We start from the raw sequence: 25,977 nt of genomic DNA, 5'->3' as shown, positions 1-25,977 counted from the left end.
ATTGGAACATTGCTCTCAAATGAAACCCGTTCAGTCAAAAATGGCACGTGTAGCGTTGGGATTAGGCATCCGAGACCTCGCAGAACTTGCGAAGGTAGCCCCCGCGACGATATCCCGTTTTGAAGCTGGAGAAGAATTAAAAGAGCGGACCATCGACGCAATTCAGAACACGCTGGAAAGCGCCGGCGTCATCTTCATCAACGACGACGATCAAGGCCCTGGGGTCCGGCTTCGCAAGGATTCCGTAGCGGCGTAGAATTCAAAACGAATTCTTGCTGGAAATACGATTCAGTTCCAAAAGACATTCCAGCGTGGAATGTTTGAGAAGCCATTCCGGCTGGGAATAGCTGGCATCCATATGCCATCCCTATATCCTGACTTCCGATAACCTTCCTTATCGGAAGTCAGCCGTCGGAGATGGCTTGCGAAGGACGTGCTGGGCTGAATAAATACCCCGCATAAATTGTGGGAGGCACGGGGATGGAGCTCAAAGATTTCGTTTCTCAAAGCATTCGCGAGATAATTGCGGGCATCGTTGAAGCCCAATCCGCTGATCAAGGCGATCTGGTCAACGCAAATTCGCTATCGGCTGCGACAGGTGGCAATCTCTTCAACGCTGGCACTCACGGTGTTTTTACGCGTATCGATTTCGACGTGGCTGTCACCGCCGAGGTATCCGGAGCGGCCGGCGCGGGGTTGAAAGTTTTTGGATTCGGAGCAGAGGCAGCTGCCGATCGCAAGCATACCGGCGCTAATCGCCTCACGTTCAGCGTACCTGTTCGACTCCCCGATGGGGATACGACCAAGGGCGAGGAAGTCAAACGCAGGTCGACGGAACGTCGAGCCCAGCTGATCCGGGACACTACTCCTGCGCCGTTCGGCCTACGCTAAAGCCATCCAGAACTTTGCGGCACGGTTGACGACGTCCATGGCAGCATCCTGCCAGGCATCGGCGTCAGAAGCTGTCACACCCCGCGACAGCATTTCGGCGCGGGCATCAGAAAGTGACGCCGTCGCCTCACCGAGGAACGTCCCGATCGCCACGGACATGCCCGCGGGGCAACGGGCGCGCATCTGTTTCGCCAGCGAATAGCCGCATGCGGACCCGATCTGGATGAACTCGTCCCGGTTCTTGGCTTCGCCCCATTCGAGATCTGTTTCGATCATGCGACGCGCTTCCGGTTTTGACGCGACGCTGCCTTCATTGCGCGGCGCTGCTGCCGGCTCATACCGGCAATGGCCGGCGGCATGATCGGGATGACCTTCGCGATTGGTCGATCTTTCGTCGGATCGATCAGCTCGCCAACCGTGTCATCCCATCGATGGATGGTATCGACCTTGACGCCCTGCGCCGTCACCGTCGTCATGTCCACATGCCCGCCCGTCGAACTGAACAGCCCTTCGAAGTATGGCGACGGCTTCGGGTTCTTCCGGGCGAACTGCATCATAGAAAGGCCAGCATCCCGAATCCATTCGTGGAACACATCACCATCGCGAACCGGCCGGACACCCATGTCATCCAGCGTCAGCCCCTCGTCGCAGTTCAAGCCAGTGAAGAAATCCGGCTGGTGATGAATCTTGTCGCTTGGCCAACGGTCACTGCCGGGGATCTGGAAAAACACGTTTCGAATGCCGTGCGTTTCCGACAGTCCTGCGATGAAAACTTGCGTGTGGAATAGCGTTCCCGCGTCGTCGACGCTCGCCATCAGCTCCGGCAGCTCGGCTTCGAACATCGACATGGCTTTGTCGAAGCCATCGGCCTCGATGCGTTCGAGCAGCCCTTCAACGAGGATCTGGCCCAAGCCCGCGTTACCGCGCGACGCGATCGCGAGAGGCACCTTGTTTGAAACGGTGACCTTCCGGTTCATGCGTGTCAGCCGGCCGTCAACATCGTAGACGGCACCATCCGTGAAGACGAACGACGCTTTCGGAGCCTCATAGGCGACGATGGCGCTCATAGATCATTCTCCTGTTCATGGGCCGCAGCCAGTTTATGAATTGCGCTTCTCTGTCCTGCCGAGAGCTTGATATCGCCTTTCTTGGCATCGCCGAGGCAGTCCTGCGCGTATCGCAGGCTGTTCGCCTCAAGGGTGGTCAGGCCGATCAACTGCGCTTCCAGCTCCTGCGCCCGGATGAAATCGTAGCCCTTCGACGTCAGACGGTCGTACGCTTCTTCCAGCTTCTTCGCTTCGTGCGCGGCCTTCGCCAACCCTTTTTCATCGATCGCGGATGGCAGCGTAGCGGTCGTGGTGATCGCCGGCAGGACTGTCGGGCTTTCTCGGCTGCGAAACGCATAGTCCCAGGCAGCGTCACCCTTGCCCTGCAAAGCGGCTGACAAAGCGGTAGCCGTCTCGGCTTCCTGACGCAGTTCGCGCGCGCGTTCACCGAGGCTATCGGTCGCGATGCCCAACATGCCTAGAACACCTGACAGCGCCCATTCGGTGCCCTCGACGATTGATGCGAGCATCCGGTTCCAGTCCGCGCCGAGCTGCGCCACCGCGCTTTGCCAGTAATAGGAGAAGGCGCTTAAAATGGACTTGGAGCGATCAAATATGTCCGCGAAGGCATCGCCCCAGCTCTCCGCACCGCGACGCGCTTCGATAAGCTGGTGAACCAGCTCACCCAACAGCACGACGGCCGCGCCGATACCGATCCGGATCAACGCCGTCCGAAGCAACGCAAGCGCCCCTGTGAGGCCATGCGTGGCAAGCTGAGCTGCCACCATCGCACCAACGTAGTAGGTTCCGTAGGCGGTCGCGGCAGTCGCTGCGTAGGTCACGATCCGCTGCATGTTGTCGGCGATGATGACGAGACCGGCCGCGAAGCTTTCCGATGCGCCGCCCGCCTGATCCATCATGCCGATTGTCATCAGCAGCGAATTGCGAATGAGCGTCATTCCGTCCGCGATCGTCGCGGGCATCCGGTCGGCTTCTTCGCGCAGTGTTTCGAGCTGCGATGAAAGGCCAAGCATTACCTCGCGCGTGATCTTGCCATCAGACGCCATCTTGCGCAGCTCGAGGACGTTCACTCCCATCGAATCGGCAAGTGCCTGCGCAAGCCGGTCACTGCCGGTCATGACCGTGTTGAACTGGTCGAGGTTCATCTTGCCGAGCGAAATGGCGTCGGACCAAGCGCGCTGGACGCTTTCGGCGCGTTGCCCGCGTGTCGCGCTGATGACCAGCGCATTGTTGAAGCTTTCGACCAGGTCAAGCTGGTCGCTGATCGAGACGCCGAGCGCCGTCAAAGACGTTGAACTCGACAGCCAGCTTTCGGCCGTGCGGTCGAGGTCCGAATAGGTACGCCGCGCCATTTGACCGAGGCGTTCAAGAACCGCCTGCCCACCTTCGAACGATCCGGTCGCGTTGACAACGCGGGCCTGTATCTCGCTCCATTGATCGGCCATGTTGCCGAGCATCTTGACGCCCTGAAAACTCAGATAGGCCAGCACGAGCTGCGAGACCGAACTTTTCAGGCGATCTATCAGCCCGGTCGATTGATCCACCGATGCGGCAGTGTTGTCGTTCGAGGCGCGGAAATTGTCGTTTGCGGCGGTCGCTGAGAGGTAGCGCTCACGTAGTTGCCCCATGGCGCGATTGTATTCGGCCTGCGTGGCGAGACCCTGCTGAAAGGCGCGATCGAGCGTCTGCTGACCGCGCTCCAACTGGCTTTGCGCGCGGAACTGCGAATCGATCTGATTTCGCAGGCGGTCATATGCGCCGGCCGCTGAAAGCTGACGCCGTGACGTCGTTTCCGTGGTGCGGGCGACTGTCTCGCTGCTCTTGGCAAGATTGTCCTGCGCATCGGAAACCGACCGCAGATCCTGCTCCAGTTTGTCGAGACCCTCTTGCGTGCCTCGAATGTGAACTATGCGAACCGTGCTTTGAGCGCTCATCTCGCAGATCCTTGGTGATTGGGAAGGTGGCGGCGGTCATTGCCGGGGAGAAGTGACCGCCGCCGTCGCGCGTCGTGTGGTTGAAGCAACGTCCCAATCATGCCGCGAAGGGACGCGGTCACACGCGCAGCGTTCGATTTAACCCTGCGGCGCTGGGAACGAGCCGTAGATCAGCGCCTCAGGACGCTTCACGGCGAAGGCAAGGCGCTGCTCGCCGAGGATGGTCAGCAGGTTGCGAATGAAGTCGTCGCTTTCGTAGCCCAGCTCAACAATCGCATCTTCACGATCATAGATCGTCGCTGCTGTCTCGAATGCACCGACCATGAAGCTGCCGGACGGCATTGCGTTCGTCCACACGATCGGCAGACGCCAGACACGCTCCGGCACATTGGCAAGCGGACCGCCCGAAATGTAACGACCATCGCTGTCTTTGATGCCGAGCATGGCAAACCAGTCGGAGGTGTTGAGGATGATCCCGCTGGCAGGCAGAAGGGCTACTTCGGCCTGCTCGATGGCATGCAGCAACGTATCGAACCGAGTGTCCCCCGTGACATTGCGAGCAGCGTCATAGGCGGTCGCCTGCGGAACGAGGCCTAACAGGTTCTGACCGACGCCATCGCCGAGAAGCAACTGCCGTTCCTCAGCGATCGCGAGACCATATCGCAGCTCAGTATCGATCGTCGTCTGGATCAACGGTGCGTCGGAGAGGATCTGGCGCGAGGCTTTGACCCAGTGCGCGATCGTCTTCACCTTCGTGTCTTTGAAATCGAAGGTGATATCCGATTCCGGCTTCAATGCGCCTTCCGCAACCGTTGCTGCGTTGTTCGCAAAGCCAGTCTGCCGCATGTACTCGACCGAATTGCTTGACGTGCGTCCCTTGCCGACCAAATCGCGGATCGTGAGCCGCTGCTTCGGAAGCATAAGGATCCCGCTTTCGCGATCCGGCGATACCAGCGCGCCGGCCGACGACGGTCCAGACGTGATGGCTTTGACCTCGATACGAGCCTTCGCGCGCTTGTCATCGTAGACACTGGCGAGTTCGTTCGATTTCTGCGCTACTTCCGCGCCGGCTGTGAGTGGCGAACCACCGCCGAACCCTCCATACGAGCGACGCGCGCCCTTCTGCTCCAGCTCGAACAGACGCGCATGCATCTCTTCTGCCTTCTGCGAGTGCTTCGCGAGGAGGTCATCGATCGTTTTGTTATGATCCTCGAACGACTTCGTGAGCAGTTCGATAGGATCCTCTTTCCGATGCATGGGTGCACCAGCCATAAGCAGTGCAAGGCCCGAGCTCGTAAGATGTGCGAGTGCAAGCTTGTTCATTTCAAATTCCTTAGGGTTGCCGTGGCGAGACGAATGCGCTCAGCCAGGTCGATTGCTTTTTGATGATCTTGACCGGCAAGCGCTGGCCAACCGCCAGCGGCAACGCGTGCCGCCGCCGCTTTCGGAAGCCCGCCTTCGCGGAGCATGTCGATCAGTTCGGATTTTGAGCCGAGGGATTTCACGGCGTTGACGCGTGCGCGTCGATTTGCCGGGATCGGCGTCACCGAAATTTCCCATAGATCGAGGTCGGTGATCGTCCACGTGCCATCGGAATTGCGGGTGTGCGCTCCGTCCGGAAGAACGAAGCCGATTGAGAAGCCGGAAACGTCGCCGCCCTTGACGTGAGCATGCGTTTCGCGGCCGACCTGCGTTTCGAGATTGAGTTTGCCACGAGCGAACAATCCGGTGGCGTCTTCGCGCAGCTCCAGCCAGCGACCGACAGGCGCATCGCCTTTGTGGCACCAGAGCATTGCAGGGGTCGAGTTCTCGAGCTTGTGCTCAGCCAATGTCCGCTTAAAGGCACCCGGCGCGATGATGTCGCCGTAGCTGTCAGGAGCACCGCCGAACACGCTGGCGTAGCCCTCGATTACACCAGCATCGGCATCACGAGCACGGACCTCCAGAACCGGCGCGAGCCGGATTTCCGCAGAATTCTTGATTTTCAAACTTTGAGACATGGCAGCACCTTCGAGAAACGACAAAGCGCGGGCGCGTTCGCCCGTTTGATGCTTCGCGCCCGGTTTGGTCGCCGGTGCATTCGAAGGTGGATCGTCGCTATGCGCCCCGGCTTGGCCAGTTGCGCTCTCGATCGAGCCAGCGACGAATCTACGTCCGTTCGTTGCCATCCGTCAATGCCTCGATCCGGCGACGCGATCTTCGCCTGTGAGGCTGTGGAAAATTCCCGCCTCGATCCGGTCGGCGAGGAGGCGGAAGTTCCTCGCGGTCGTCGGCGATCCGTCGATCGTGCAGGCCTGCGCCGCCGCGTATGTCAGCAATCGGTCCAGGACCATTCCGACCGGGGCTTCTGCTTCGTCGACCATCAACTGCGCAGCGCGCGTCAGGATTAGATCGCATGTCGCGCGGCGGCGCTCTTCCATCTCGCTTTCGGCGGTAACTTTTCGGGGCTTCATGACGTCGGGTCCTCTGGCTCAAAAATAAAAGAAATCGGGAAATATTCGGCGCTTTCAGCCAACCCGCTTTCCTCAACCCCTTGCGTTTCAAGGGTTTCGGCATCGCTAGCGTCAGCCATGACTGCTGTGGTCGGGTGAAAATCCACCTGAGCGGGAAAAAAATCTGCGAATGAGAGGGGGACGGGTCTAGCGGTTGGGTCGGCTCTGACTTTCGACCCGCCCCCCGCCTTCAGCTTGGCCTTGTGCTTTTGGTTCGTCCGGCGGTGCTGCTCCTGCCAGCAAGCGGCCGAGCACGTTCGGGCATGGCGTCCTCTGCCCCGGCGCGGCTGGATGACTGGGCCACCACAGATCAGGCATGGAACCTCCACGAACAACGGACGGCCTGCTCGCGCTCGCGCTCGCTGAGCTGCCATCTTCGACGGATTAGCCGCGCGCCAGGCATTTCGCTGACGGCGGACCAATTCAGCCTTGCAAGCGGCCGAGCAGTGCATCGCTTGCCGACCACGCGAGCCAGCCTCAAAGCTTTCACCGCAAACGGCACAATTCCCGATCCGCATCAGCCTTCCCCCATCTGCGCCAGCCATGCGGCTTCGCGTTCATGCTTCGGCAAACTGTTGATTTCGGCAGCGATCCTGCGATGGCGCGCCGCCTCCGCAGCATCCGCCTTTGCGGCGCTTCTCCCGCCCACAACCGGGAGTAGCATTGCCTTCTGTCTCGACGGCAAGCGCCTCTCGGTCATAAGCCCATTCGAAGTATCAACCTGACGGGGTCGATGAAGGTTGGTTCTCTGCCCCTCAACCAGCTCAGGTTCTTTCAACTGGTTCCTAAGACTGGTTTGTAGGCACATCTGTTCCTGTTCAACCGGCACATCTGTTCCTGTTGAACAGGAACGGTTGTTCCTGTTTGCCGCTTCAACGGGTGAACCTTTCATCGCCGAATTCCACTCCGCGACGATGCTTGCGAAGGTCGCCCAAAGCGGGGTGTAGCTCGCGCAATGAGAGTGACCGCCGTGGCTGATTTTCTCGAATAGCGGCGTCATGCCTTCGCAAAGCTCTTTCGTCGCCTTGCGCACCATCCGGACGGATATTCCGAGGAGCTTTGCAAGACGTTCATTGCTCGGATCGCAGCGGCCGGTCTTGTGATTGAAATGATCGAGGATGGCGGCGGCAACGCGCCGCGTGTCGCCCGTAAAGCCAGGCGCTAGCCCGATCGCTTTCAGCGCGATCAGGACACTGCTCTCTGGCAAGCGTGACATCAGCCAGCGGCCTCACGAAGCGCGCAGACTGCTTCGTGTGGCGTCAGGCCAAACCGCCGCCTGATGGCGGGAATGATCGGTCGTTCGCATTGATCGCGGTTTGCGCGATACCACTCGGCAGCAGTTGAGATCGCATCCGTGCTCACATGGCAAAGACCTGTCGAGCCACCGATAGGGAGGCTGGACAACGCCAGAATTTCCCTAATGTTTTCAGTTTGCGGATAAGTGGTGGTTGGACGAGGTAAGCCGCTGGAATTGCTTGACTCACTCACTCCCCTTGGGAGTACCATCCAATTTTCAAGCAGTTGATTTCTTGGCGCTTTCTGCGCTGTTACCCGTACCGTCATCGTGGGTGCGGGTATTTGTGTTCCGCATATGATCCGGCATCATGAGATGCGTCTTCGCCAGCGCCGCCTTTCGACGGTTCGCGGCGCGCGTGTAAAGCTCTGCCTGCTGAAGTCCTGACCAGCCGAAGATTGCGTTCAGTTCGTGCGTTGTCGCGCCGTTGTCTGCCGCGAAGGTGGCAGCAGCTTTGCGCAGGCCATGCGCTCGTCCGTCAACCTTTGCCTCGTTGCACCGATCGGCGAACCAGTTGCCAAAGCCTGCTACAGTGAAAGGCTTGCCATACTCGGTGACGACAAATGCCAGATTGCCGACCTTCGACGCGGCGATGCTCTGTCGCAACGGCTCGAGCACCGGCAAGACTATTTCGACTATCTCCCCGCCCTTCTTGGCTCGAATGGTCATGACACCATTCGAAATGTGCTGCGGCCCGATTCGGCAGATGTCCGATCGGCGTAGGCCGGTATAGAGCGCGAGGTCCATCGCCAGACGCGCTTTCGTCCCGAGCGGATGGCGCTCGTGGTAACGCTCGATCATCTCGACAGTCCACGTCAGGTGCCCGGCCGTCTTCGGCATCTTCACGCGAAAGCCCGCAGTCGGATCAGTATCGACGTGATCAGGCACGGCCCATTGGAAAATGGCCACGCATGGTCTGTAGGAAATTCCGTTGGCCTCCCGGCTCTCCCGCGCGCTTCTCCAGTCCTTCCCGAATGTGCTTTGCCGTTATGTTTGCTGCCGTCAGGGCGCCGCCGGACTGGTCGATCTGGCGCAGGATCGCGTCGCGGGTCTTGCGTGTATTGTCAGCAAGCTCGCAAAATGCCTGGCTCTGCTTGTATTGTCGGATCAGCCATGACAGGGAGCCGTGCCGATGCTGGGGCAGTGCGGCCCGCTTATCCTCGACCTCGCCTGCCAGAGCAGCATTGTATGCATGCCAGAAGGCCGGCGTGTCGTATGTCTCAGGAAGACGAATGCGAGGACCGCCCGGTCGGCGGAAATACCAAACGACGCGACCGTGACGACTCGTTTCTCGCTGGATAAATGGCAGTCGCTTCTTTGGCATAGGGGACATTACAGATGCCCCTCTTCTTCTTTTGCAAGAGGTATTCTTCCAGATGGTGAATTGTCAGGTTCGCCGGGGATCAGGACGATCCTGCCATCGGTGGTAATTTCGCAGCGGGCGATAGGCACCTTTGCCTTACGGCACCACGCAAAGCGCGGGTCACATCCTCGGCGGTGAATGTCGCGGCGCGCCGGCTCATCCCACCCTCCATGCGCAAGCGATCATCACGCCGACGATAAACGCTATAGCGCAGCATTGATCATTCGCGATTATCTCACCCATCGCGACGGTATGCGTCTACCGGCATCAATCATCGGTACGCCTCTCGCTCAGGCCGGCTGGGTTGCGGCGTTCAATCGCGCAGCGCAGGCGATTGCGCTGGCAGCAGGCGGCACGGAACCGCGCTATCGCCTGTGGGGGTCTTATCAGCTCAACGAGCGTCCAGCCGACGTTCTCGGCCGCATGCTTCAATCATGCGATGGCAGGCTGGTGCCGACGCCTGACGGTGGCCTGACACTCGACATTGGCACATGGGCAGAACCGACGGTCGTTCTCGGGCCTGACGCGATTACCGGATTCTCCGAACTCGGCCGAGGCCGGGACGTGCTGACCACGGCGAACACGATCCGCGCGACCTATCTCGAACCGAACCAGGACTATCAAGCGGCCGATGCCGATCCTTGGGCCGACGAAGATGATGTTTCCGAGCGTGGAGAAATCAGTTCGGACCTCCAGTTCCATATGTCGCCATCGCACAGTCAGACGCGCCGGCTGATGAAGCTGGCCTACTATCGGGCCAATCCGGCATGGGTCGGCACGTTCCAGATGAACCTGCGTGCACTGGCAGCGATTGGAGAGCGGTTCGTCCGCATCCAGTATCCGCTGTTCGGGATCAACAGTGTCTTTGAGGTGCAGGACTTCCGCTTCAATCTTGGCGAGGGCGGCATCCTCACGGGCGTTACCTTACAGGTCCAGTCCATGCCGAGCGCTTCCTATCAGTGGGAAGGCGCTCGATACAGAGACGATCACATCCGCCTATCTCAAGGAACCCGGCCGCGAGGGACAGTTTCTATTGAAGGTAGGCACGCCGCCTGTTGTCGACGGGATGGAAGGCATCTACGTCGTCAGCAATACGGCCGGCTTCTATTGGGAAAGGGTGTACGCACCGGCAGTTGCTCCGACGATCTTAGCGTTCGGGGCGGCGGTTGATGGCGTTACTGACGACAGTAGCTGCATCCAAGCCGCGCTCGACGTTTGCGGGAAAGCGATTATCCCATGGACTGCTACCGGCTTCGTGGCGGGCAACATCACTCTCGGAACCCGGCAAGAGATATTTGGCACGCGTAAGGTTCAGTGGAAAACACCATCTGGGGCCTATTGGGCTGTTCGCGTGCGCTCGCACAGCATCGGCGGCTACGCGAAAATCGAGAGCGTCCTGTTTGATCTTTCAGCCTGTCCGACTTCCGTAACAGCAATTCGTTTTGGGCTACTGGACGGCAACGTCTTTGGCTTTCGAGCGCATAACGTTGACTTCATGCATTGTGGCGAGGCCATTGGCGACGAGGACACCTCTTCGAACTACATCGTGGATGTGATCTTCGAAGATTGCCTATGCTACTTCACGCGCGGCCGGCAGGTTCGTTCCCGGCGCTCGCGGGGCTTCATTACGTTTCGTGATTTCAAGATCGATCACACATACAACAGTGCGCAAGTGACATGGGGCGGCGCTCTGTTCACTGACGTTATCGGCCTGGAACTCGAAAAATTCGACGTCGTGGGACCGGTGCAGCCCGCATCCGTTTACCAGAATGATGCTCTCGGGCTTGGCATCTACGGGACCACGAATGGTCGCGCGTCCATCTGGCTCACGCGCGTCCTGATCGACAACACACGCGAGCCGGGTCTGGTGATCGACAATGTATTCAACGTCTTCTCCGACTTCCTGTGTATTTTCCAGAATCTCGGTCAGCCTCTCAGCATCAGTAATTCTTCCGACCTGAAATTTGCCAACACGCAAATTCGCGGTGCGCGCGGCCTCACCGGCGCTCCTGACAACAACGGTATTCCTATCGTAAATTCAGCCCGAGCTCAGTTCACAAACACCGTGTCGGACTACAATCTCGGTCATGGTGTTTCCTTGTGAGCAGCACCGACTGTCAGTTCATTGGTCTTGTGTCGCGGGAGAACACAGGCAGAGGCTACGTTGAAACAGGCGCTGGCTCGAACAGGAACATCGTCTCGACAGCGCGGTACGTTGCGAACGCTGGTGGCAATCTAATCCAGGAAGGAGCCTCTTCGGGGCACTTCCAATGGATCGGGGCCGGTGGAACGCTCATCGCTTCAAATATCGGAGCTATTTCGGCATAAGCCTTCGCAGGGTTGAAGTGTGCTTTCCAAGGCGGAGGGGATCGTCTAGGTAGCTAGCTTCCCGCAGGCTCTTAACGAGGCTCAACGCTTTGCCACGAGTAGACAATGTACCCCGCATTATGTGGTTGCTGAACCATACGGCAGCGCGGAAATTCGAGGTGTCGATGCTGAAGAGCATTGGCTTCAACGAGGTATTTACGCCGAAGATTTATCCCGACGACCCGAACTTCAGAAGTGCCTCCGTGGATTGGGAGCATGATCAGTATCTGACAATCCCAGCCGATGACTTGGCTATTTTGAATGCCACGGATTGGTACAAGGGCGGCAATCGTCGCTCTTGGGAGCTTGCGAGTCGCTACTTTGATGTCGCTTTCGTAATGCTCTATCGGCCAGACACGTTTGAAGCGGCACAAAAACATTTCGAGGGGCAAGTCCTTTGGAGGACTTTTGGGCTGTCGAACGGAAATACCTACAGTTCAATCCTGTCTTCGCATCCGTTTTATGAGCCGGCCTATGCGTCGATAAGGAAGCTCTACGGGAGATTTTGGTTCGCAGAGGCATATGATCATCTGCACGAAGTTGAAGATCGCTACCTTCGAAGCAAAGCTGTCTTTCTCCCGCTCGGAATGAATAGCGCCTCGCGACCTCGACCCGAAGAATGGACGGGAACTGATCGCCGAACATTGTTTGTCTGCCCCGACGTTAACTTCAACCCGGTCTATGAAGAAATTTATCGAAAGTTCCGACGAGACTTTCCGAATTTGCCGTGCGTAATCGGCGGTGCGCAATCTATCGCTGTTGATGACGATCGTGTGCTCGGCTATCTGCCCTACGACGAGCATTTGCGTAATATGAAGCAATTGCGCGTCATGTTCTATCACAGCACCGAACCAACGCACATTCACTTCCATCCCTTCGAGGCAATCGTTGCGGGGATGCCGCTCATTTTCATGGGGGGAGGGATACTTGATCGTTTCGGTGGCAAAAAGCTACCTGGCCGAAGCGCGACAATCCGTGAAGCGCGAAAAAAACTGGACCGGATCCTTGCGGGTGATGAGAAATTCATTCGCGAGGTTCGAGAAAGCCAGCATATATTGCTCGAGCCCATGAAGCCCGAAAATTGCAGGGCAGCGTGGGAGGTGGGAATGGCAAAAGTGCTATCCTCTGCCAACTCTCCACAAGCGGTCAAAGAGACAAAAGCCGTCAGAATTGCGATTTTGACTGAGCCATCAGACTTGCAAGTAGCGGAACAGGCTGCGGATTTGATAGTCAACGGGGCGAGGGAAGCCGGGCGATCAATAAAGGTGGTCATCGGAATTCGTCGTGCCGCAGGTGCTGGAATTAATCGGCTGGAGCCTCAGTCGCGATATGCGACGCGCGATTTTGGGTGGGAGGCCACGGACGCGCAGCATGTTAATCGCGCGATGCACTACGGACGCGCCTTTTCACGTCCGAGGCATGATCGATATGTGTTCCCAAACGATGGCATGAACAATTTCCTAGATTGCGATATCTGGGTGCTGGCGAATGGAGAACTGAAGCACACGCCGGTTCCGTTGCGGCCATTGATCTTGCACGCCGATCGTACGTCGCTCGCTGCTGATTTGGATAACGGTGATCTCCCGGATAAATGGCTTTCCGGCATTGCCAGCCTATCCAATGCAGTGGTCACGAATGAAGAACGCGCATCATCGATATTCGTTGGTATGGAAGGGGTATCGCCAGCGAACCTCCTCGTGATGAGATCACCGCCAACCCTTGAAGACAGCAAGAGCTACTGGGAGCTAATTGAGGAATGCCTGTGAGAAAGTACGGCATCTATCTTGCGTATGGTCCCATCAAAAACTTCACTGCTGAGGGGCTCGGTAGGCATTTAGGGGAATTCCTGAAAGCAGCTCAGGACTTGGATGACGTCGAGTTTGTGATTGCTGCGCCTTCCTGGTTTCGCGAGCCTTACGAAGAACTGCGGGAAGAATTCAATCTCAGGGAAGACGCATTCAAGCTGCTGATACCCGAAAATCCACCCCTTCTCTGGGTGGGCTACTCGTGGCTCGACAGGCTGAAAAAGCGTCTTGATGCAAGGCGACGTCGCGGCTCTCGGCCTGCTCGAATAGGGCTTCGAGCAAAAGTTTCGAGATGGGGTAAGTCGCAGATTAGACGCTTAGTCGGAGTGAGAAGTTTATGGGTGTTGTTAGCACTGCTTCCGCTTGCCTTGGTCGCACTGCCATTCGTAACCGTCATGCTGCTGATCTGGCTCGTCGGCAAATTATTGCGTCGTCTGCTGCCTCAGAGGTTTATCAGCCCTACACGCTGGCGCGGCAAAATCTCTAAAGTTGCTCACGTAGCAGGTTCGATCGTTGGAGCGCTTAGAGGGCGTGTCTACAAGGCGATGCAGGATGCTGAATCACGTTACCTAAGCGAACTTGCAAATAAGCAGGATGACGTTCTTGCCTGGTATACGCCGTCCGCGTTCTGGCCAAACTTCAATCTGATAGCAGCTCCCAAAGTCATTTGCATACCAGACGTCGTTTTCAGCGAGTTTCCGCTTCCGTTTGCAAGCGAACAGGAGGGTGGTGACAGACTAAGAACGACATTCGATGCGATTGCCGATATCATAGAGAGCGGTGACCACTTTATCACGTATAGCGTGGAAATTCGTAACACCACGCTAGGTGAAAAATTTGGTGTCCCCACTTCAAAAGTCACCGTAATCCCTCACGGAGCAAATCGTCTTGATCGGTATATTACCGTCACGGGCTTTACGGATAACGACAAGGCGTCCCTAATCACCTCACAGCAGTATTTGGCGGCGGCGTTAGGGAAGTGCCTTAACAATGCATCTGCCCCTCGCTTGGCGTTCGGTGAGCCAGCATTCTTATTCTATGCCAGTCAATTCAGACCAAACAAAAACGTTCAGACCCTTCTAAAAGCATACGCGTTCCTTCGACGCGAGCGCGGCCTGTCGCTGAAACTCATCTTAACCGGGGATCCGCGACATAGCCCACTGGGTCGGTTCCTGAAGGAAAACGATCTCGACGATGATGTTCTGTGTTTGCGCGGCCTAACGCAGAAGGAATTAGCAGCTTGCTATAAGCTGGCTCACCTTGCCGTGAACCCAAGCTTGGCCGAAGGCGCGATGCCGTTCACGTTGACGGAGGCAATCTCTGTGGGCACGCCAGCCATTATGGGCGACATTCCGGTCACGAGCGAAATCATCACGCGTGAGCATTTGCGAGAAGCAATCCTGTTCGATCCGTACGATTGGCGCGAGCTCGCTGCAAAGATCGAATGGGCGCTGAAGAATCGAAATGATCTTCTGAAATTGGAAACAGACTTTTATGATGAGGAACTGGTGAAGCGATCTTGGTCGGTCGTCGTGCGTGAGTACGTCGCCGCGCTCGATCTCGCTGCTTCAAAGGGAAAGCCAGACGGGAGCCTCGGGCATGGACGATGAAGGACCGCCGCTGATCATCGCGTGGCACGCTTTGTCGGCATGACGGCTGGTGTGATGCCGAACCATGCGACCGTGACCTTGATGCCGGCGCATAGCATCAGCGCCATCACTCTCGCGTTCATTCCGTAGCCATCCAAGCCGAGGGCGATCCTATCCGCACATCCTGAAACTGCAACTGATCCAGCGGCCACCAAAAGTATAACCCCAACGAGGGCGGCTATGTGGATCACCCAAGCGACCCCGGCGGCGCAACGAACATGGGCATTACGATTGGAACGTTGCGCGCATGGCGTGGCGCGAACGTCACCGAACTGTTGCGGGTCAGCGATACTCTTTTCAGAGAAACCGCTGGTTTTGGCATGGCTTCCACTAATGGCGCGCGATATGCGGAAGTCGGATGCGACTATGTAGCAAATGCGCTTGGACCGCGTAACTTTGCCTCGAACGGCGGAAGCGCTGTGATCGTAGGTTCGAAGCCGGGATAATATCACCCGCGAAGAGCCCACATCCTAAGTGCAACAAACGAAACCATCGGCCACAAAAGCGCGAACGAGGTCGCAATTATCTCTACGGGTACATCGAACTGGCTGGCTAGGAGCACTGCATAAAGCGCGTTCAAGATAACTCCGACGAAGACGACGACAAGGAACCGCCATGTAGCCTGTGCATGGCTGCGTCGAGTTCGAAAAGCCCAATAGAAATTGGCGACGTAGTTAAATGCCGTTGCAAGGAAATATCCGATCGCGTTAGCAATGACCGCATCCAAGGAGACGATGCGATGCATGACGCTCGCGACAGCGACATAAAGGCTAAGCGAGGCAATTCCGACAGCCGCGTATCTCGCGACGTAGGGAGCCTGCCTGTAAACCGCGTTGAGAAGGGCCATCAGACGGCTATTCGCCTCACCATCATTCTACCCTTCCACAACGAAGCGGAAAATATTGAAAGCCTCGTTCTTTCGATCGTGCGGGAGGTGGCGAGTTCAGGGTTATCGCCAAGGGTATTTCTTGTTGACGATGGTAGCACAGACGGCTCTCTCTCAATTGCCCGCGCACTGGCGCTTTCCGACGAGCGAATAAGCTTTATCTCCTTCTCGCGCAACTTCGGCAAAGAAGTTGCTCTGATGGCAGGGATTCTGGAATGTGGCGATGATTTTGACGCTCTTGCATACATGGATAGTGACGGCCAGCACACCGCCCAAGACCTTCTGAGGTTGGTCGAGGCTGCGCGTGACCCCGATGTTGACTTGGTCTGCGGGGTTCGGTCCAATCGTGACTACCAAACACATCGGCAGCAGCGAATGACTCGATTGTTCTACCGCCTGTTCAGAAGCCTCAGTGATGCGCCAATTGACGAGGGCGCGGGCGACTTCAACGTCATGAAGCCAAGCGTTGTAAACGCACTGCGAAGACTTCGCGAAGACCACCCTTTTATGAAGGGGCTGGTTGGATGGGTCGGGTTTCGGAAGAAGTTGGTGCCGATTGACATTCAGCGCCGTGAAGGAGGCGTCGCAAAATCGTCCACCCCTAAAATGTTGCGTCTCGCGTTCGGCGCGATCCTTTCGTTTAGTTCGTGGCCATTGCGTGCATGGTCCGCGATTGGGATGGGATCAGCAGCAATCGCCGTGCTGTATCTTGTTATCGTAATTGTCCAAACGGCCGTTTTCGGCAGAGAGGTGCCAGGCTACGCGACGACGGTGGTGCTGTTGCTTGGGATCGGGGGGCTACAGTTGCTATCAATCGGGATTGTTGGCGAATATGTTGCTCGAATTTACGACGCATCGAAGGGTAGGCCACGCTATCTCATAGCAGAACGGTCTTAGCGGGAAATAACAATCCGGTCCCAGCCATTAGCATAAGCAGTTTCGCGATCCGAGATATCGATGTCTTCGCAGCGCCTGGTCGTTTGAATCGGATAGCGATCTGCATATGGATGCTTCCGGTCAACATCGGCAGGCGTGCAGATGATAATATCAGCGTCGGTGCCGTATACGTTCACGGCATTGCTAAGCGTACCCTCCAAGAAGGTGTAAACGTCTCCGAGGCGGCCAGAATTGTCGATGATAACCAACGGCCCTTGAACTTCCTCGGCAATGGCCTGCACCTGCCTGATGATGCTGTCTTGCGTAAGCCACATCTGCCGTACTTGGTACGCAGACACAGTTGACGCGGCGAGCATGGCCAAAACACCAACCGCCGCAACACCATGGCGCGCGCGCGCCCTGTTTTGAATGCAGACAACGGCAAGTGCCAGTGACGCGCCTACCGTCGCTGGAAACAGTGCTCTTTCAGGGTCTCTCAAGTGACCGACGCTGAGGTAGACCAGAGAGAGTAGGGGCGTAAGCAATATTAAAATTGAAGCGAGGACCGCGTGCATAGGACGCCAATCTGTCAAGATGGCGAGCCCGATCAATAGCGAACACGAGATCAAAAAGAGAGACCCGCCGAAGATTACCGTTGCGTAGCTCGTAGACACATTCTCGACAAAGACGTTCCATAGTCCGACCGATCGCAGATGGGCAATCAGAAGGCCTTCGTAGCTGTCTGTTGCCAAGTCACGCACGAGGTAGGCGTATAGGAGATACAGCGCTAAGCCAGCCCCCAGCGCAGCCGCGCTGATGGCCACTCCCCTCAGTCGCGATATCCAGTCAAAATCTCGTACGAACAGCGCAATAAGGGGCAGCGCTGCAACGACCAATGCCAATGCCTGATAGGTCATTAAAAGGGCGACAACGGAGAACGCAGCGCCAGCGAAGTGGACGGCTCGCGGCTTCACAATAAGCCGGATTGAGAAACCCAGCGCTGCGAACAAGAATACCGCAGACAGTTGTGCAGGGTGGAAGCGTGCAAGCCATAACCCTGGCCATCCGACCAGCGCTGTTGCACTCATGGCGAACAGCCACTGATGAGCGGAAGATAGCAATGGCGCAACAGCCCATCTTGCGACTATGTAGCGGGCGGCAACTAGCAAAACCGCAACGACACCGACCCCTATCGGATGTCCGCCACCAAGGATCCACTGCATGCCGGACGGTGTCAGGTGCAGAGGCCTGAGCGCTATCAACGAGAAAATATCCCGCTGGTAGGACAGCCCGTGCATCAGGTATGAGTGGAACAATCCCCACTCTTCCAGAAGCGGACGTACAGACCAAACCGTCAAGGCTATCAAAAAGCCCAACGTCGCTATTTCCATTCGCAACCAAGCGATTCTGGAGTGCATCTAATGTCCCCCGGTCCGTCGTAACTCCTGGCGTGTCTCGCCTGCTTGGGGCTTGCCTGTCAATCCTCTCCAAGCTTCGCTGGCATAGCGTCTACCGCCCGCACCCCAACCACAATCTTAACACGTACAACTCACGCCGTGATGCGGCGGGAAAGGAACTGCTATGACGTCTGTCATCCCAGCAGCGTGGATGCCGCGCGTGCCCATGAAGCGGATTATCGGCCATTGGACGGCTGGCAATCACACGGCAAGCGATACCGACAAGCGCGCCTATTACGTCCTCATCGAGGGGATCGGTAAGATCATTCGCGGCGTCCCGTCGATCGACTTGAACTCCGGCTCGATCAAGAACGGCTACGCGGCACACACCCTGAACTGCAATACCGACAGCATCGGTTTATCGATGTGTTGTATGGCCGGGGCCATCGAGAGCCCGTTCAGCGCCGGTCGCGCCCCTTTGACCGCCGTGCAGTGGAGCGCCTTCGTGCGGGCAGTCGCTGAGCATGCGCGGTTCTATCAGATCCCGGTGACGCCGCAGACCATCCTTTTCCACGCCGAGGTGCAGGCCAATCTTTGCATCGCACAGCGCGCCAAGTGGGACGTGATCCGACTCCCGTTCGAACCATCCGTTGTCGGCGCCAAGGAAGCCGGCGACAAGCTGCGCCGAGAGGTCGCCGCGCTCTTGGCTGGCAATGCTCCCACTGCGCCGCAAGAGCCTGTCCCGGCCGGCGGAATAGGCAGAATCACCGCACCTGTCCTCAACACACGCAACGGCCCAAACGGCGATGTCACAGGCTCACTGAAGGCCGGGACGCTTGTCGAGGTGAACGGTCTTGATGGCGTCTGGCTGAACGTCACCACGCCGGCCGGCTTCAGCGTGTGGTGCATCGCGATCACGTCGCCATGGTCGACGGCCCACCTGCGCTCGAACCGACGAAGCCCAGCCCGCACCGCGCCATCATCGATCGCATCCATCGCGATCTGGACGAACTCGAAGCACTTGGAGCCTGACAATGTGGACCACCGTTTTTGAAATCCTCGCACCGGTTATCGCCGCTCTGCTTGCCATCCTCGTACCGGCTCTGGTCTCGGCGCTCGTCCGCTGGTTCCAGAAGCTTGGCCTCGACATCGAGGCACAGCACCGCGACGCGCTGCAATCGGCGCTGACAAACGCGGCTCTGATTGCGCTGGCTCGCGGTTCGAAGAATGGGGCCACCGGAGCGGCCATCAGCTACGTACGCCAGTCGGTTCCCGATGCGGTGAAAAAGTTTGGCCTCGATGACAGCCGTATTCTCGATCTCATCCGACCGCATATCACTGCCACGCGGATCGAGGCTGCGAAGACGCAGCAACCCGATCCCGAAGCGGTCGGCTGACAGCAGGAGCTGGATCATTGCTCGAACCAGAACGCGCGCCGGCTCGGCTCACCGAACTGCCGGAGGAAACGCGCAAGTTCCTTGCCGGTCTGCGGCCGGAAGAACTCGATACCTTCCGCGAAGTGGTCAAGATGCCTGCCGCCGATATCCGCGAGGGCTTTAAGCTCGTCAAAGAGCTACGCGCCTTCGGCAAATTCACGCGCTGGCTGATCCTGACCTTCATCTCAATCTTTATCGGTACGGTCGTGCTCTACGAATACGTGCTGAAGGCGATCGGCTTCTTTAGTAGAGGGCCGTCGAAATGAACCGCAATCTCGGATGGAAGATCATCGGCGGTATCGTGCTGATGCTGGCAGCAGTCGGTACATTCAACATGACCGTCTGGATGATGGACCGCGACCCTCCCATCACCTACCTCGGTGCGCGCGCGCTGACGCCGGTTGTGGCTCAAGGTGGAACTATCCCCGTCGAATTCGACGTGTTCCGCCATCGCATCTGTCCGATCGATGTCAGGCGCTGGCTCTACGACAGCGGAATGAACCGGCACGCCATACCAAGTTGGACGACGGGCCTTGAGCTTCTGGCAGGTCGTGAGGTCTATCAGCGGACGATCACGATCCCAGATGCCGCCGCTAGCGGGCCGGCACAGTATCAGATCGTGCTCGATTACGAGTGCAATCCGCTGGCGCGCATCATGAGCATACCGATCCGCGTCTACTCACCGCCTATCCGATTCGAGATCAAGCGCCGCTGATCATTTTCCCGACGTCGGCAACATGATCCGACAGCATTATGCAATTTCTGCATATTGGCCCGTCGTCTCTCTCGGAGGCGGCGGGCTTTTTTGCGTTTCAGTAGTCGTCATCAGGTTCCGGCCGATCAAATGCATTTAGTGAAATAGCGACCGTTGTGTCGTTGACGAAACTGCCGATCTTTTCGCGCACGTCTTCAGGCACTGGATCATGAAAAATTACGAGCCACGAATACGGGTGATCGTCATTTCCCGTATGTCGGTCGATACCGTAGCCTCCCAAATCGTTAAGCTCACCCACGCTGATATTCAGCTCACGCGCAATCTCCTCGTGCCGTTCTTTTTCGTCGCGTTCTTCCACGGCGTCATCAAAACTCCTGCTCATTCCTTCCTCCTGTTTCAATCACTCCATATCCGGCACGTCACCGCTAACAAACAGTGTCGTCGGCTCGCCATATTCGCCGATGTCAGGTTGCGCGTCTCGGCTCCAGGCGATCACGCCGGCGTGGCTCGGCGCCAGCGTCTGCGCCTGCCTCACAGCACGATCCTCTGACGCATAATCCTGCGGTCCGAACGCAGTCACAAGCTCGCCATCGTCGTTCCGGTCGAAAGCCATCACGACGATAAGCTTCGGCGTTTTCTGTTGATGGTCAGGCATGGCGCGCTCGGTGTCATCTGAAGATGGCGCGGGGCGGGGGAGGCGTCAATTCGGTAAGGGTGGCGCTGAAAATTACCTTTTCCAAACAATACGCGCCATAACGCCCTCACCTTAAGCTAACGCATTGGAAACTGGCGCATCTCCGCGTTCCCTTGGGAGTACCAGTTTTTCCTCAATCGGGACTTGTTCTGCGACGTTCCCGGCGTCAGCAGGTGATCGAACGCGCGCTCGTTTCAGATGACGTTCAGTTCGCGAAACGACCGGCCTTCCCGTATCCGCCCGTAGCCGAAAGCGGCACAGTCGATCGTGCGATATTCGCCGTGGACGATCAATTCGGCGAGGGCTTTGCCGACCGCCGGGGCCTGTTGCAGTCCATGGCCGGAAAAGCCGTTTGCGAACATGAAGTTGGCGATTTCGGGATGCGGCCCGATGACGGCGTTCTGGTCGAGCGTGTTGTAGTCGTAGTGCCCGGCCCAGGCGCGGCCCGGCCTTAATGCTTCGAAGGCCGGGATGCGGGTGGCAAGAACCGGCCAGATGCGCTCTTCGAACAGCGACCAGTCAGGTTCGAAATCGGCCGGGTCCGCCGCTCCGTCGCTCTCATGATCCTCCGCACCACCGGTGATATAGACGCCGCCCTCCGGCCGCACATAGACGCCCGAAGGATCGACCAATAGCGGCATGTCGTCGAACCGGTCGGCGGCCTCGAAAACGAAGACGGACCGCTTGCGCGGCTCGACCGGCAGGTCGATGCCCGCCATCGCCCCGACCCCTCCGGCGTTGGGGCCGGCGGCATTGACGACCAGCGCGGCCTCGATCCGCGTGCCGTCCGCGAGCACGACGGCTTTTATGCTGTCCGCCTGCCGTTCGACCGCCCTCACCTCGCCTTGCACGAGGTCGATATCGCGCGCCTTCAGGCTTTTGCGGATCAGGCCGAGCAAGGCATGCGCGTCGAACCAGCCTTCGCCGCTGCGGCCATAGGCACCTGCGGCGATCCCTTCGGCGGACAGCCATCGAAATCGCGCTTCGAGCTCGCCGGCCGACAACAGCGCGATATCCACGCCTTCCTGCATCTGGACGGCATGATTGGCTTCGAGGATGGCGCGGCCGTCCTCGCTGGCGAGGATCAGATAGCCCTTCTCGCGAAAGGCGATATCCGCGCCCGCGCCGAAGCGCTCTTTCAGTTCGCGAAAGAAGCTGAGCGTGAAACGCGAGAGGCGGATGTTTTCGGGAATGGAGAATTGCTGGCGGATGGAGGCGCAGGAGAGCGTCGTCGCGGCCTTTGCGAAGCTCTGGTCGCGCTCGATGACGGCGATAGAGCCGGCAAATCCCTCTTCACGCAGGAAATAGGCGACCGACGCGCCCATGATCGCGCCGCCGATGATCACGATGTCCCGCTGCATGAGGCCTCCCGCATGGAAAAGTCAGGGAATCAGCTTCGCGCGCCTGCGGCAAGTCGCTTATTGCGCCGTCCAGCCGCCATCGACGGAAATCGTCGTGCCGGTGATCTGCGCGGCATCGTCCGAGGCAAGAAACGCGACGGTGCCGCCGATTTCCTCGACAGTGGCGAACTGCTTCGACGGCTGCTTTTGCAAGATGCGGTTCGCAACCACGTCCTCGCGGCTTTCGCCCGTCTCAGCCATCAAATCCACGATCTGCTTTTCGACCAGCGGCGTCAGCACGAAACCGGGGCACACCGCGTTGGCGGTGATGCCGTGACCGGCCGTTTCCAGCGCGGTGACCTTCGTGAAGCCGACGATGCCATGCTTGGCGGCGACATAGGCGGATTTGTGGACCGAGGCGCGCAGGCCATGCGCCGAGGCGATGTTGACGATCCGGCCCCAGCCGGAATTGCGCATGATCGGCAAAGCGACGGCCGTCGTGTGGAAAGCGGAGGTCAGGTTGATCGCGATGATCCTGTCCCATTGCTCGACCGGAAATTTGTCGATCGGCGCGACATGCTGGATGCCGGCATTGTTGACGAGCACGTCCACCGCGCCGAATGTCTCCGCCGCCTTTTCGATCAGCGCGCGGCAATCGCCCGCGTTGGACATGTCGGCGCTGACATAGACCGCCTCGACGCCGAACTCGGCGGCCAGACCCTCGGCAAGAGCCGTATCGTCCGTATCGTCCGTGTAGGAGTTGAGGACGAGGTTGAAGCCCTTGCCAGCCAGCGACCGGGCGATGGCAAGTCCTATTCCAGACGTCGATCCCGTCACCACTGCCGTTCGCGCGCTCATATAAGTCTCCACCCCGTCATGATTTTGTATCCTGTCGCATCGATCATATATTGCGGTGCAGCACAATATCCAGCCGCTGCGCCTTGCTCCCGCCCGGAGCCGGGTTTAATCGATGAGCCTAAGGCGGCATCCAGACAAGGCAGCCAAACGTGAATCCGCATGTACAATTTCTCGACCGGCCACTGACGCGCCGCGTCTCCGTGGGCGTTCCCGTCGGCAACGTTCTTGTCGGTGGCGCTGCGCCCGTTGTCGTCCAGTCGATGACAAATACAGATACGGCCGATATCGACGGTACGGTCGCGCAGGTCGCCGCGCTTCACCGCGCCGGTTCGGAAATCGTGCGGATCACGGTCGATCGCGACGAGAGCGCAGCCGCCGTTCCGAAAATCCGTGAGCGCCTGGAACGCCTCGGCATCGACGTGCCGCTCGTCGGCGACTTCCATTATATCGGTCACAAGCTTCTCGCCGATCATCCGGCCTGTGCCGAGGCGCTGGCGAAATACCGGATCAATCCGGGCAATGTCGGCTTCAAGGACAAGAAGGACAAGCAGTTCGCCGCCATCGTCGAAACGGCGATCCGCCACGACAAGCCGGTGCGCATCGGGGTCAACTGGGGCTCGCTCGATCAGGAGCTTCTGACGCGCCTGATGGACGACAATCAGGCCAAAGGCTTTCCGATGACGGCGCAGGAGGTGACCCGCGAGGCGATCGTGCAATCCGCGATCCTGTCGGCGGAACTGGCCGAGGAGATCGGCCTTGCCCGCGAGCGCATCATCCTGTCGGCAAAGGTTTCACAGGTTCAGGACCTGATCGCCGTCTATGTCGAACTGGCGCGGCGGTCGAACCATGCGCTGCATCTCGGCCTCACCGAGGCGGGCATGGGCACCAAGGGCATCGTCGCCTCGTCCGCCGCCATGGCCATCCTGCTTCAGCAGGGCATCGGCGACACGATCCGCATTTCGCTGACGCCGGAGCCGGGCGGCGACCGCACCCGCGAGGTTCAGGTGGGGCAGGAACTTCTCCAGACCATGGGCTTTCGCCAGTTCCTGCCGGTCGTCGCGGCCTGTCCGGGCTGCGGGCGCACGACCTCGACCGTCTTTCAGGAACTCGCGCAGACCATCGAAGGCGATCTTCGCCGCAACATGCCGGTCTGGCGCGAGAAATATCCGGGCGTCGAAAACCTCAAGGTTGCAGTCATGGGCTGCATCGTGAACGGGCCGGGCGAATCGAAACATGCCGATATCGGCATTTCGCTGCCCGGCACCGGCGAGACACCCGCCGCACCCGTTTTCATCGACGGGGCGAAGGCGGCGACGCTGCGCGGGCCGGCGATCGCGGCGGATTTTCAGGTGATGGTCGCCGATTATATCGAAAAGCGCTTCGGGCGCGGCGAAACGGCCTGACGGATGCGGTGGCGGGCGGTTCTTGCAGCGCTCGCCCTTTTCCCTGCCGCGCCGGTACATGCCGCCGAGAAGGCCGCGCCGACCATCGGTCTGGTCTGCGACCTGATCGCCGACAACGCGGCCCGCAACGATCTTTCGGTCGATTATTTCGCGCGGCTGATCTGGAAGGAAAGCCGGTTCGATCCGAACGCGGTCAGCCCCGTCGGGGCCGAGGGCATCGCCCAGTTCATGCCGGGCACGGCTGCGCTGCGCGGGCTCGGCGATTCGTTCGATCCGCATCGGGCGCTGGCAGCGTCCGCCGCCTATCTTGCCGAGCTTTCCGACAAATACGGCAATCTTGGCCTTGCCGCCGCGGCTTACAATTCGGGCGAGGGGCGCGTATCGCGCTGGCTCGCTTCGGGCGGCTTCCTGCCGCTGGAGACCGAGAATTACGTGCTCGACATCATGGGCGCACCGGCAGATGCCTTCATCGGCGTCACGCGGGCGGTCGAAATCCAGCCGCTCGACAAGGAAAAGCCGTTTGGCGAGGCGTGCCGGCAACTTCCAGCCACCGGAGCGTCCATGATCGCCATGGCGACCGTCCCGGTCCTGCCATGGGGCATTCAGGTGGCCGGGAATTTCCGCCGCGACGCCGCCCTTCGGCAATGGCAGCGTCTGCGGCAAACCCATGCGCGAATCCTTGCCGATCACGAGCCGGTTATTAGCCGCACGCGCTCGGGGCGCGGACGCGCCGGCGTCTATGCAGTGCGGATCGGGGCCGAGACGCGCGGAAAGGCGGACGAGATCTGTTCGTCACTGCGCCGCTCGGGCGGCGCGTGCATCGTCACGCGCAACCGCTAACTGGTGAAACGCTGCGCAAGGCTGCGCATCGGGCGCAGCACGAAGGCGTCGTAGACGAGGTCCGCGAAACGAAGCGCGCGGGCGCCGAACACGCGATCAAGGCGGATAGCCAGCCATCCAGCCAGCGTGCCGAGAAGCGCCGCGCCGATCATATCGAGCGGGAAATGCACACCGACATAGATGCGCGCCCATGCGACCGTCAGACCGGCCGCGCCGATCACCAGCGCATGACGCCAGTGGGCGAGCATCGCCATCGTGATCGCATAGGTGAACATGATCAACCCATGGTTCGACGGGAAGGATGGGCTGGAGCGGTGCTCGACCAGCGCGTGCCCGATCGGGATCAGATATGGGCGCTGCGTCGGAACGATCCTGCCGATGAGGTAGCTGATGACGAGGCCGATCACGAGCGCGGCGAACAGGATGAGCGCCTGCCGGCGTACCGAACGGTCGCCGAGCGTCCAGATCATGATCAGGTGAAGCGGGATCAGATAGATCACGACTTTTGCCGCGACGAAGGCGATGGCGGCCATAACGCCCCATTCGTCGCTCGACGCGTTGATCATGAGGAAAAGCTGCTGGTCGATCGCGTTCATCTGGTCTCGCACTTTGTCGTTTCGGCGCGTCGCATGCACCGATTCGATGGCGAGATTGCGCCCGGCCGGTTAAT

General features: G+C 58.8%; 29 protein-coding genes and 2 pseudogenes. 14 read left to right on the top strand and 17 right to left on the bottom strand.

Annotation, left to right across the window (positions count from 1 at the left end; genetic code table 11):
* Positions 1 to 19: 19 nt before the first annotated feature.
* Together GTW25_RS08860 and GTW25_RS08855 are read left to right on the top strand one after the other, a co-directional pair.
* Positions 20 to 256, top strand: coding sequence for a helix-turn-helix domain-containing protein (locus tag GTW25_RS08860; protein ID WP_252911687.1), 237 nt, complete (start codon positions 20 to 22; stop codon positions 254 to 256).
* A 224-nt stretch (positions 257 to 480) separates the two neighbouring features.
* On the top strand, positions 481 to 891 hold the full coding sequence (locus GTW25_RS08855) for a hypothetical protein (RefSeq protein ID WP_252911686.1): 411 nt from the start codon (positions 481 to 483) through the stop codon (positions 889 to 891).
* Here the strand turns inward: GTW25_RS08855 and GTW25_RS08850 are convergent.
* The 10 genes from GTW25_RS08850 to GTW25_RS08810 form a co-directional block, all read right to left on the bottom strand.
* The gene (locus GTW25_RS08850) at positions 883 to 1,167 is read right to left on the bottom strand and encodes a hypothetical protein (RefSeq protein ID WP_252911685.1); all 285 of its coding nucleotides are present in this window, start codon (positions 1,165 to 1,167) and stop codon (positions 883 to 885) included. The two genes, GTW25_RS08855 and GTW25_RS08850, sit on opposite strands and share 9 nt — an antisense overlap.
* Positions 1,164 to 1,958 carry a hypothetical protein gene (locus GTW25_RS08845; RefSeq protein ID WP_252911684.1) on the bottom strand — a complete coding sequence of 265 codons (795 nt, stop codon included), beginning with the start codon at positions 1,956 to 1,958 and terminating at the stop codon, positions 1,164 to 1,166. The genes GTW25_RS08850 and GTW25_RS08845 overlap by 4 nt, the downstream gene beginning before the upstream one ends.
* The gene (locus GTW25_RS08840) at positions 1,955 to 3,892 is read right to left on the bottom strand and encodes a tape measure protein (protein ID WP_252911683.1); all 1,938 of its coding nucleotides are present in this window, start codon (positions 3,890 to 3,892) and stop codon (positions 1,955 to 1,957) included. The genes GTW25_RS08845 and GTW25_RS08840 overlap by 4 nt, the downstream gene beginning before the upstream one ends.
* Positions 3,893 to 4,030: 138 nt before the next feature.
* Positions 4,031 to 5,215, bottom strand: a complete 1,185-nt coding sequence (locus tag GTW25_RS08835; RefSeq protein ID WP_252911682.1) for a phage major capsid protein — start codon at positions 5,213 to 5,215, stop codon at positions 4,031 to 4,033.
* Entirely contained in the window at positions 5,212 to 6,060 is an 849-nt protein-coding gene (locus GTW25_RS08830) for an HK97 family phage prohead protease (protein ID WP_252911681.1), read from the bottom strand. Before GTW25_RS08830 ends, GTW25_RS08835 begins: the two co-directional genes overlap by 4 nt.
* A gap of 3 nt (positions 6,061 to 6,063) precedes the next feature.
* The gene (locus GTW25_RS08825; RefSeq protein WP_252911680.1) at positions 6,064 to 6,345 is read right to left on the bottom strand and encodes a hypothetical protein; all 282 of its coding nucleotides are present in this window, start codon (positions 6,343 to 6,345) and stop codon (positions 6,064 to 6,066) included.
* Positions 6,342 to 6,464, bottom strand: coding sequence for a hypothetical protein (locus GTW25_RS20470; RefSeq protein WP_290127955.1), 123 nt, complete (start codon positions 6,462 to 6,464; stop codon positions 6,342 to 6,344). The genes GTW25_RS08825 and GTW25_RS20470 overlap by 4 nt, the downstream gene beginning before the upstream one ends.
* 437 nt (positions 6,465 to 6,901) lie before the next feature.
* Positions 6,902 to 7,600 (bottom strand): helix-turn-helix domain-containing protein, encoded by a 699-nt coding sequence (locus tag GTW25_RS08820; protein ID WP_252911679.1) that lies wholly within the window; start codon positions 7,598 to 7,600, stop codon positions 6,902 to 6,904.
* 297 nt (positions 7,601 to 7,897) lie between these two features.
* Positions 7,898 to 8,479: a tyrosine-type recombinase/integrase gene (locus GTW25_RS08815; RefSeq protein WP_252911678.1), complete on the bottom strand. Its 582-nt coding sequence runs from the start codon at positions 8,477 to 8,479 to the stop codon at positions 7,898 to 7,900.
* A 79-nt stretch (positions 8,480 to 8,558) separates the two neighbouring features.
* Complete coding sequence (locus tag GTW25_RS08810) at positions 8,559 to 9,011, bottom strand: hypothetical protein (RefSeq protein WP_252911677.1); 453 nt, start codon at positions 9,009 to 9,011, stop codon at positions 8,559 to 8,561.
* 558 nt (positions 9,012 to 9,569) lie between these two features.
* On the opposite strand from GTW25_RS08810, the pseudogene GTW25_RS20575 reads away from it, so the two are divergent.
* From GTW25_RS20575 to GTW25_RS08785, 5 genes and pseudogenes are all read left to right on the top strand, one after another.
* Positions 9,570 to 10,007, top strand: a pseudogene (locus GTW25_RS20575) (fibronectin type III domain-containing protein); the annotation flags it as partial.
* Positions 10,008 to 10,107: 100 nt separating this feature from the next.
* Positions 10,108 to 11,145 carry a hypothetical protein gene (locus GTW25_RS08800; protein ID WP_252911676.1) on the top strand — a complete coding sequence of 346 codons (1,038 nt, stop codon included), beginning with the start codon at positions 10,108 to 10,110 and terminating at the stop codon, positions 11,143 to 11,145.
* 388 nt (positions 11,146 to 11,533) lie between these two features.
* Positions 11,534 to 13,174 carry a hypothetical protein gene (locus GTW25_RS08795; RefSeq protein WP_252911675.1) on the top strand — a complete coding sequence of 547 codons (1,641 nt, stop codon included), beginning with the start codon at positions 11,534 to 11,536 and terminating at the stop codon, positions 13,172 to 13,174.
* Positions 13,165 to 14,823 carry a glycosyltransferase gene (locus GTW25_RS08790; protein WP_252911674.1) on the top strand — a complete coding sequence of 553 codons (1,659 nt, stop codon included), beginning with the start codon at positions 13,165 to 13,167 and terminating at the stop codon, positions 14,821 to 14,823. Before GTW25_RS08795 ends, GTW25_RS08790 begins: the two co-directional genes overlap by 10 nt.
* 209 nt (positions 14,824 to 15,032) lie before the next feature.
* Positions 15,033 to 15,131, top strand: a pseudogene (locus GTW25_RS08785) (glycosyl hydrolase 108 family protein); the annotation flags it as partial.
* Positions 15,132 to 15,310: 179 nt separating this feature from the next.
* Here the strand turns inward: GTW25_RS08785 and GTW25_RS20670 are convergent.
* Positions 15,311 to 15,607 carry a GtrA family protein gene (locus GTW25_RS20670; protein ID WP_372493102.1) on the bottom strand — a complete coding sequence of 99 codons (297 nt, stop codon included), beginning with the start codon at positions 15,605 to 15,607 and terminating at the stop codon, positions 15,311 to 15,313.
* On the opposite strand from GTW25_RS20670, the gene GTW25_RS08780 reads away from it, so the two are divergent.
* Positions 15,602 to 16,645, top strand: a complete 1,044-nt coding sequence (locus GTW25_RS08780) for a glycosyltransferase family 2 protein (protein WP_252911673.1) — start codon at positions 15,602 to 15,604, stop codon at positions 16,643 to 16,645. The two genes, GTW25_RS20670 and GTW25_RS08780, sit on opposite strands and share 6 nt — an antisense overlap.
* On the opposite strand, the gene GTW25_RS08775 is transcribed toward GTW25_RS08780, so the two are convergent.
* Positions 16,642 to 18,042, bottom strand: coding sequence for a hypothetical protein (locus GTW25_RS08775; RefSeq protein WP_252911672.1), 1,401 nt, complete (start codon positions 18,040 to 18,042; stop codon positions 16,642 to 16,644). The genes GTW25_RS08780 and GTW25_RS08775 overlap by 4 nt on opposite strands.
* A 205-nt stretch (positions 18,043 to 18,247) precedes the next feature.
* On the opposite strand from GTW25_RS08775, the gene GTW25_RS08770 reads away from it, so the two are divergent.
* The 4 genes from GTW25_RS08770 to GTW25_RS08755 are packed head-to-tail and all read left to right on the top strand — an operon-like array spanning position 18,248 to position 20,172.
* Positions 18,248 to 19,075: an N-acetylmuramoyl-L-alanine amidase gene (locus GTW25_RS08770; protein WP_252911671.1), complete on the top strand. Its 828-nt coding sequence runs from the start codon at positions 18,248 to 18,250 to the stop codon at positions 19,073 to 19,075.
* Complete coding sequence (locus GTW25_RS08765; protein ID WP_252911670.1) at positions 19,056 to 19,418, top strand: hypothetical protein; 363 nt, start codon at positions 19,056 to 19,058, stop codon at positions 19,416 to 19,418. Before GTW25_RS08770 ends, GTW25_RS08765 begins: the two co-directional genes overlap by 20 nt.
* 17 nt (positions 19,419 to 19,435) lie before the next feature.
* Positions 19,436 to 19,723, top strand: a complete 288-nt coding sequence (locus GTW25_RS08760) for a hypothetical protein (protein ID WP_252911669.1) — start codon at positions 19,436 to 19,438, stop codon at positions 19,721 to 19,723.
* Positions 19,720 to 20,172, top strand: a complete 453-nt coding sequence (locus GTW25_RS08755) for a hypothetical protein (protein ID WP_252911668.1) — start codon at positions 19,720 to 19,722, stop codon at positions 20,170 to 20,172. Before GTW25_RS08760 ends, GTW25_RS08755 begins: the two co-directional genes overlap by 4 nt.
* Positions 20,173 to 20,269: 97 nt before the next feature.
* On the opposite strand, the gene GTW25_RS08750 is transcribed toward GTW25_RS08755, so the two are convergent.
* The 4 genes from GTW25_RS08750 to GTW25_RS08735 form a co-directional block, all read right to left on the bottom strand.
* The gene (locus GTW25_RS08750; RefSeq protein ID WP_252911667.1) at positions 20,270 to 20,554 is read right to left on the bottom strand and encodes a hypothetical protein; all 285 of its coding nucleotides are present in this window, start codon (positions 20,552 to 20,554) and stop codon (positions 20,270 to 20,272) included.
* Between the two features lie 18 nt (positions 20,555 to 20,572).
* Positions 20,573 to 20,827, bottom strand: coding sequence for a hypothetical protein (locus GTW25_RS08745; protein WP_252911666.1), 255 nt, complete (start codon positions 20,825 to 20,827; stop codon positions 20,573 to 20,575).
* A gap of 233 nt (positions 20,828 to 21,060) precedes the next feature.
* Positions 21,061 to 22,227: an NAD(P)/FAD-dependent oxidoreductase gene (locus GTW25_RS08740; RefSeq protein ID WP_252911665.1), complete on the bottom strand. Its 1,167-nt coding sequence runs from the start codon at positions 22,225 to 22,227 to the stop codon at positions 21,061 to 21,063.
* Positions 22,228 to 22,284: 57 nt separating this feature from the next.
* Complete coding sequence (locus GTW25_RS08735; RefSeq protein WP_252911664.1) at positions 22,285 to 23,064, bottom strand: 3-hydroxybutyrate dehydrogenase; 780 nt, start codon at positions 23,062 to 23,064, stop codon at positions 22,285 to 22,287.
* Between the two features lie 149 nt (positions 23,065 to 23,213).
* Here GTW25_RS08735 and ispG point away from each other — a divergent pair, with 149 nt between their 5' ends.
* Positions 23,214 to 24,467, top strand: a complete 1,254-nt coding sequence (gene ispG / locus GTW25_RS08730) for a flavodoxin-dependent (E)-4-hydroxy-3-methylbut-2-enyl-diphosphate synthase (RefSeq protein WP_252911663.1) — start codon at positions 23,214 to 23,216, stop codon at positions 24,465 to 24,467.
* 3 nt (positions 24,468 to 24,470) lie between these two features.
* A complete protein-coding gene (locus tag GTW25_RS08725; RefSeq protein ID WP_252911662.1) occupies positions 24,471 to 25,307 on the top strand; it encodes a lytic transglycosylase domain-containing protein in 837 nt (278 codons plus the stop codon).
* Here GTW25_RS08725 and GTW25_RS08720 read toward each other — a convergent pair.
* Complete coding sequence (locus GTW25_RS08720) at positions 25,304 to 25,903, bottom strand: undecaprenyl-diphosphatase (RefSeq protein ID WP_252911661.1); 600 nt, start codon at positions 25,901 to 25,903, stop codon at positions 25,304 to 25,306. The genes GTW25_RS08725 and GTW25_RS08720 overlap by 4 nt on opposite strands.
* Positions 25,904 to 25,977 lie beyond the last annotated feature (74 nt).

The organism is Aliihoeflea aestuarii (assembly GCF_024105665.1).
In the GTDB taxonomy this organism is placed as follows: domain Bacteria; phylum Pseudomonadota; class Alphaproteobacteria; order Rhizobiales; family Rhizobiaceae; genus Aliihoeflea; species Aliihoeflea aestuarii.
This window is presented reverse-complemented; position numbering and strand designations above follow the sequence as displayed.

Bases quoted from the DNA above. Each gene is read 5' to 3' on its own strand.
- GTW25_RS08790 (WP_252911674.1), top strand. From the start codon at position 13,165: ATGCCTGTGAGAAAGTACGGCATCTATCTTGCGTATGGTCCCATCAAA.
- GTW25_RS20670 (WP_372493102.1), bottom strand. From the start codon at position 15,607: ATGCATCGCATCGTCTCCTTGGATGCGGTCATTGCTAACGCGATCGGA.
- GTW25_RS08845 (WP_252911684.1), bottom strand. From the start codon at position 1,958: ATGAGCGCCATCGTCGCCTATGAGGCTCCGAAAGCGTCGTTCGTCTTC.
- GTW25_RS08765 (WP_252911670.1), top strand. From the start codon at position 19,056: ATGTGGACCACCGTTTTTGAAATCCTCGCACCGGTTATCGCCGCTCTG.
- GTW25_RS08740 (WP_252911665.1), bottom strand. From the start codon at position 22,227: ATGCAGCGGGACATCGTGATCATCGGCGGCGCGATCATGGGCGCGTCG.
- GTW25_RS08850 (WP_252911685.1), bottom strand. From the start codon at position 1,167: ATGATCGAAACAGATCTCGAATGGGGCGAAGCCAAGAACCGGGACGAG.
- GTW25_RS08770 (WP_252911671.1), top strand. From the start codon at position 18,248: ATGAAGCGGATTATCGGCCATTGGACGGCTGGCAATCACACGGCAAGC.
- GTW25_RS08735 (WP_252911664.1), bottom strand. From the start codon at position 23,064: ATGAGCGCGCGAACGGCAGTGGTGACGGGATCGACGTCTGGAATAGGA.
- GTW25_RS08775 (WP_252911672.1), bottom strand. From the start codon at position 18,042: ATGCACTCCAGAATCGCTTGGTTGCGAATGGAAATAGCGACGTTGGGC.
- GTW25_RS08745 (WP_252911666.1), bottom strand. From the start codon at position 20,827: ATGCCTGACCATCAACAGAAAACGCCGAAGCTTATCGTCGTGATGGCT.
- GTW25_RS20470 (WP_290127955.1), bottom strand. From the start codon at position 6,464: ATGGCTGACGCTAGCGATGCCGAAACCCTTGAAACGCAAGGGGTTGAG.
- GTW25_RS08815 (WP_252911678.1), bottom strand. From the start codon at position 8,479: ATGATCGAGCGTTACCACGAGCGCCATCCGCTCGGGACGAAAGCGCGT.
- GTW25_RS08860 (WP_252911687.1), top strand. From the start codon at position 20: ATGAAACCCGTTCAGTCAAAAATGGCACGTGTAGCGTTGGGATTAGGC.
- GTW25_RS08835 (WP_252911682.1), bottom strand. From the start codon at position 5,215: ATGAACAAGCTTGCACTCGCACATCTTACGAGCTCGGGCCTTGCACTG.
- GTW25_RS08800 (WP_252911676.1), top strand. From the start codon at position 10,108: ATGGAAGGCATCTACGTCGTCAGCAATACGGCCGGCTTCTATTGGGAA.
- GTW25_RS08750 (WP_252911667.1), bottom strand. From the start codon at position 20,554: ATGAGCAGGAGTTTTGATGACGCCGTGGAAGAACGCGACGAAAAAGAA.
- GTW25_RS08810 (WP_252911677.1), bottom strand. From the start codon at position 9,011: ATGTCCCCTATGCCAAAGAAGCGACTGCCATTTATCCAGCGAGAAACG.
- GTW25_RS08855 (WP_252911686.1), top strand. From the start codon at position 481: ATGGAGCTCAAAGATTTCGTTTCTCAAAGCATTCGCGAGATAATTGCG.
- GTW25_RS08820 (WP_252911679.1), bottom strand. From the start codon at position 7,600: ATGTCACGCTTGCCAGAGAGCAGTGTCCTGATCGCGCTGAAAGCGATC.
- GTW25_RS08725 (WP_252911662.1), top strand. From the start codon at position 24,471: ATGCGGTGGCGGGCGGTTCTTGCAGCGCTCGCCCTTTTCCCTGCCGCG.
- GTW25_RS08720 (WP_252911661.1), bottom strand. From the start codon at position 25,903: ATGAACGCGATCGACCAGCAGCTTTTCCTCATGATCAACGCGTCGAGC.
- GTW25_RS08755 (WP_252911668.1), top strand. From the start codon at position 19,720: ATGAACCGCAATCTCGGATGGAAGATCATCGGCGGTATCGTGCTGATG.
- GTW25_RS08840 (WP_252911683.1), bottom strand. From the start codon at position 3,892: ATGAGCGCTCAAAGCACGGTTCGCATAGTTCACATTCGAGGCACGCAA.
- GTW25_RS08780 (WP_252911673.1), top strand. From the start codon at position 15,602: ATGCATGACGCTCGCGACAGCGACATAAAGGCTAAGCGAGGCAATTCC.
- GTW25_RS08795 (WP_252911675.1), top strand. From the start codon at position 11,534: ATGCTGAAGAGCATTGGCTTCAACGAGGTATTTACGCCGAAGATTTAT.
- GTW25_RS08825 (WP_252911680.1), bottom strand. From the start codon at position 6,345: ATGAAGCCCCGAAAAGTTACCGCCGAAAGCGAGATGGAAGAGCGCCGC.
- GTW25_RS08830 (WP_252911681.1), bottom strand. From the start codon at position 6,060: ATGGCAACGAACGGACGTAGATTCGTCGCTGGCTCGATCGAGAGCGCA.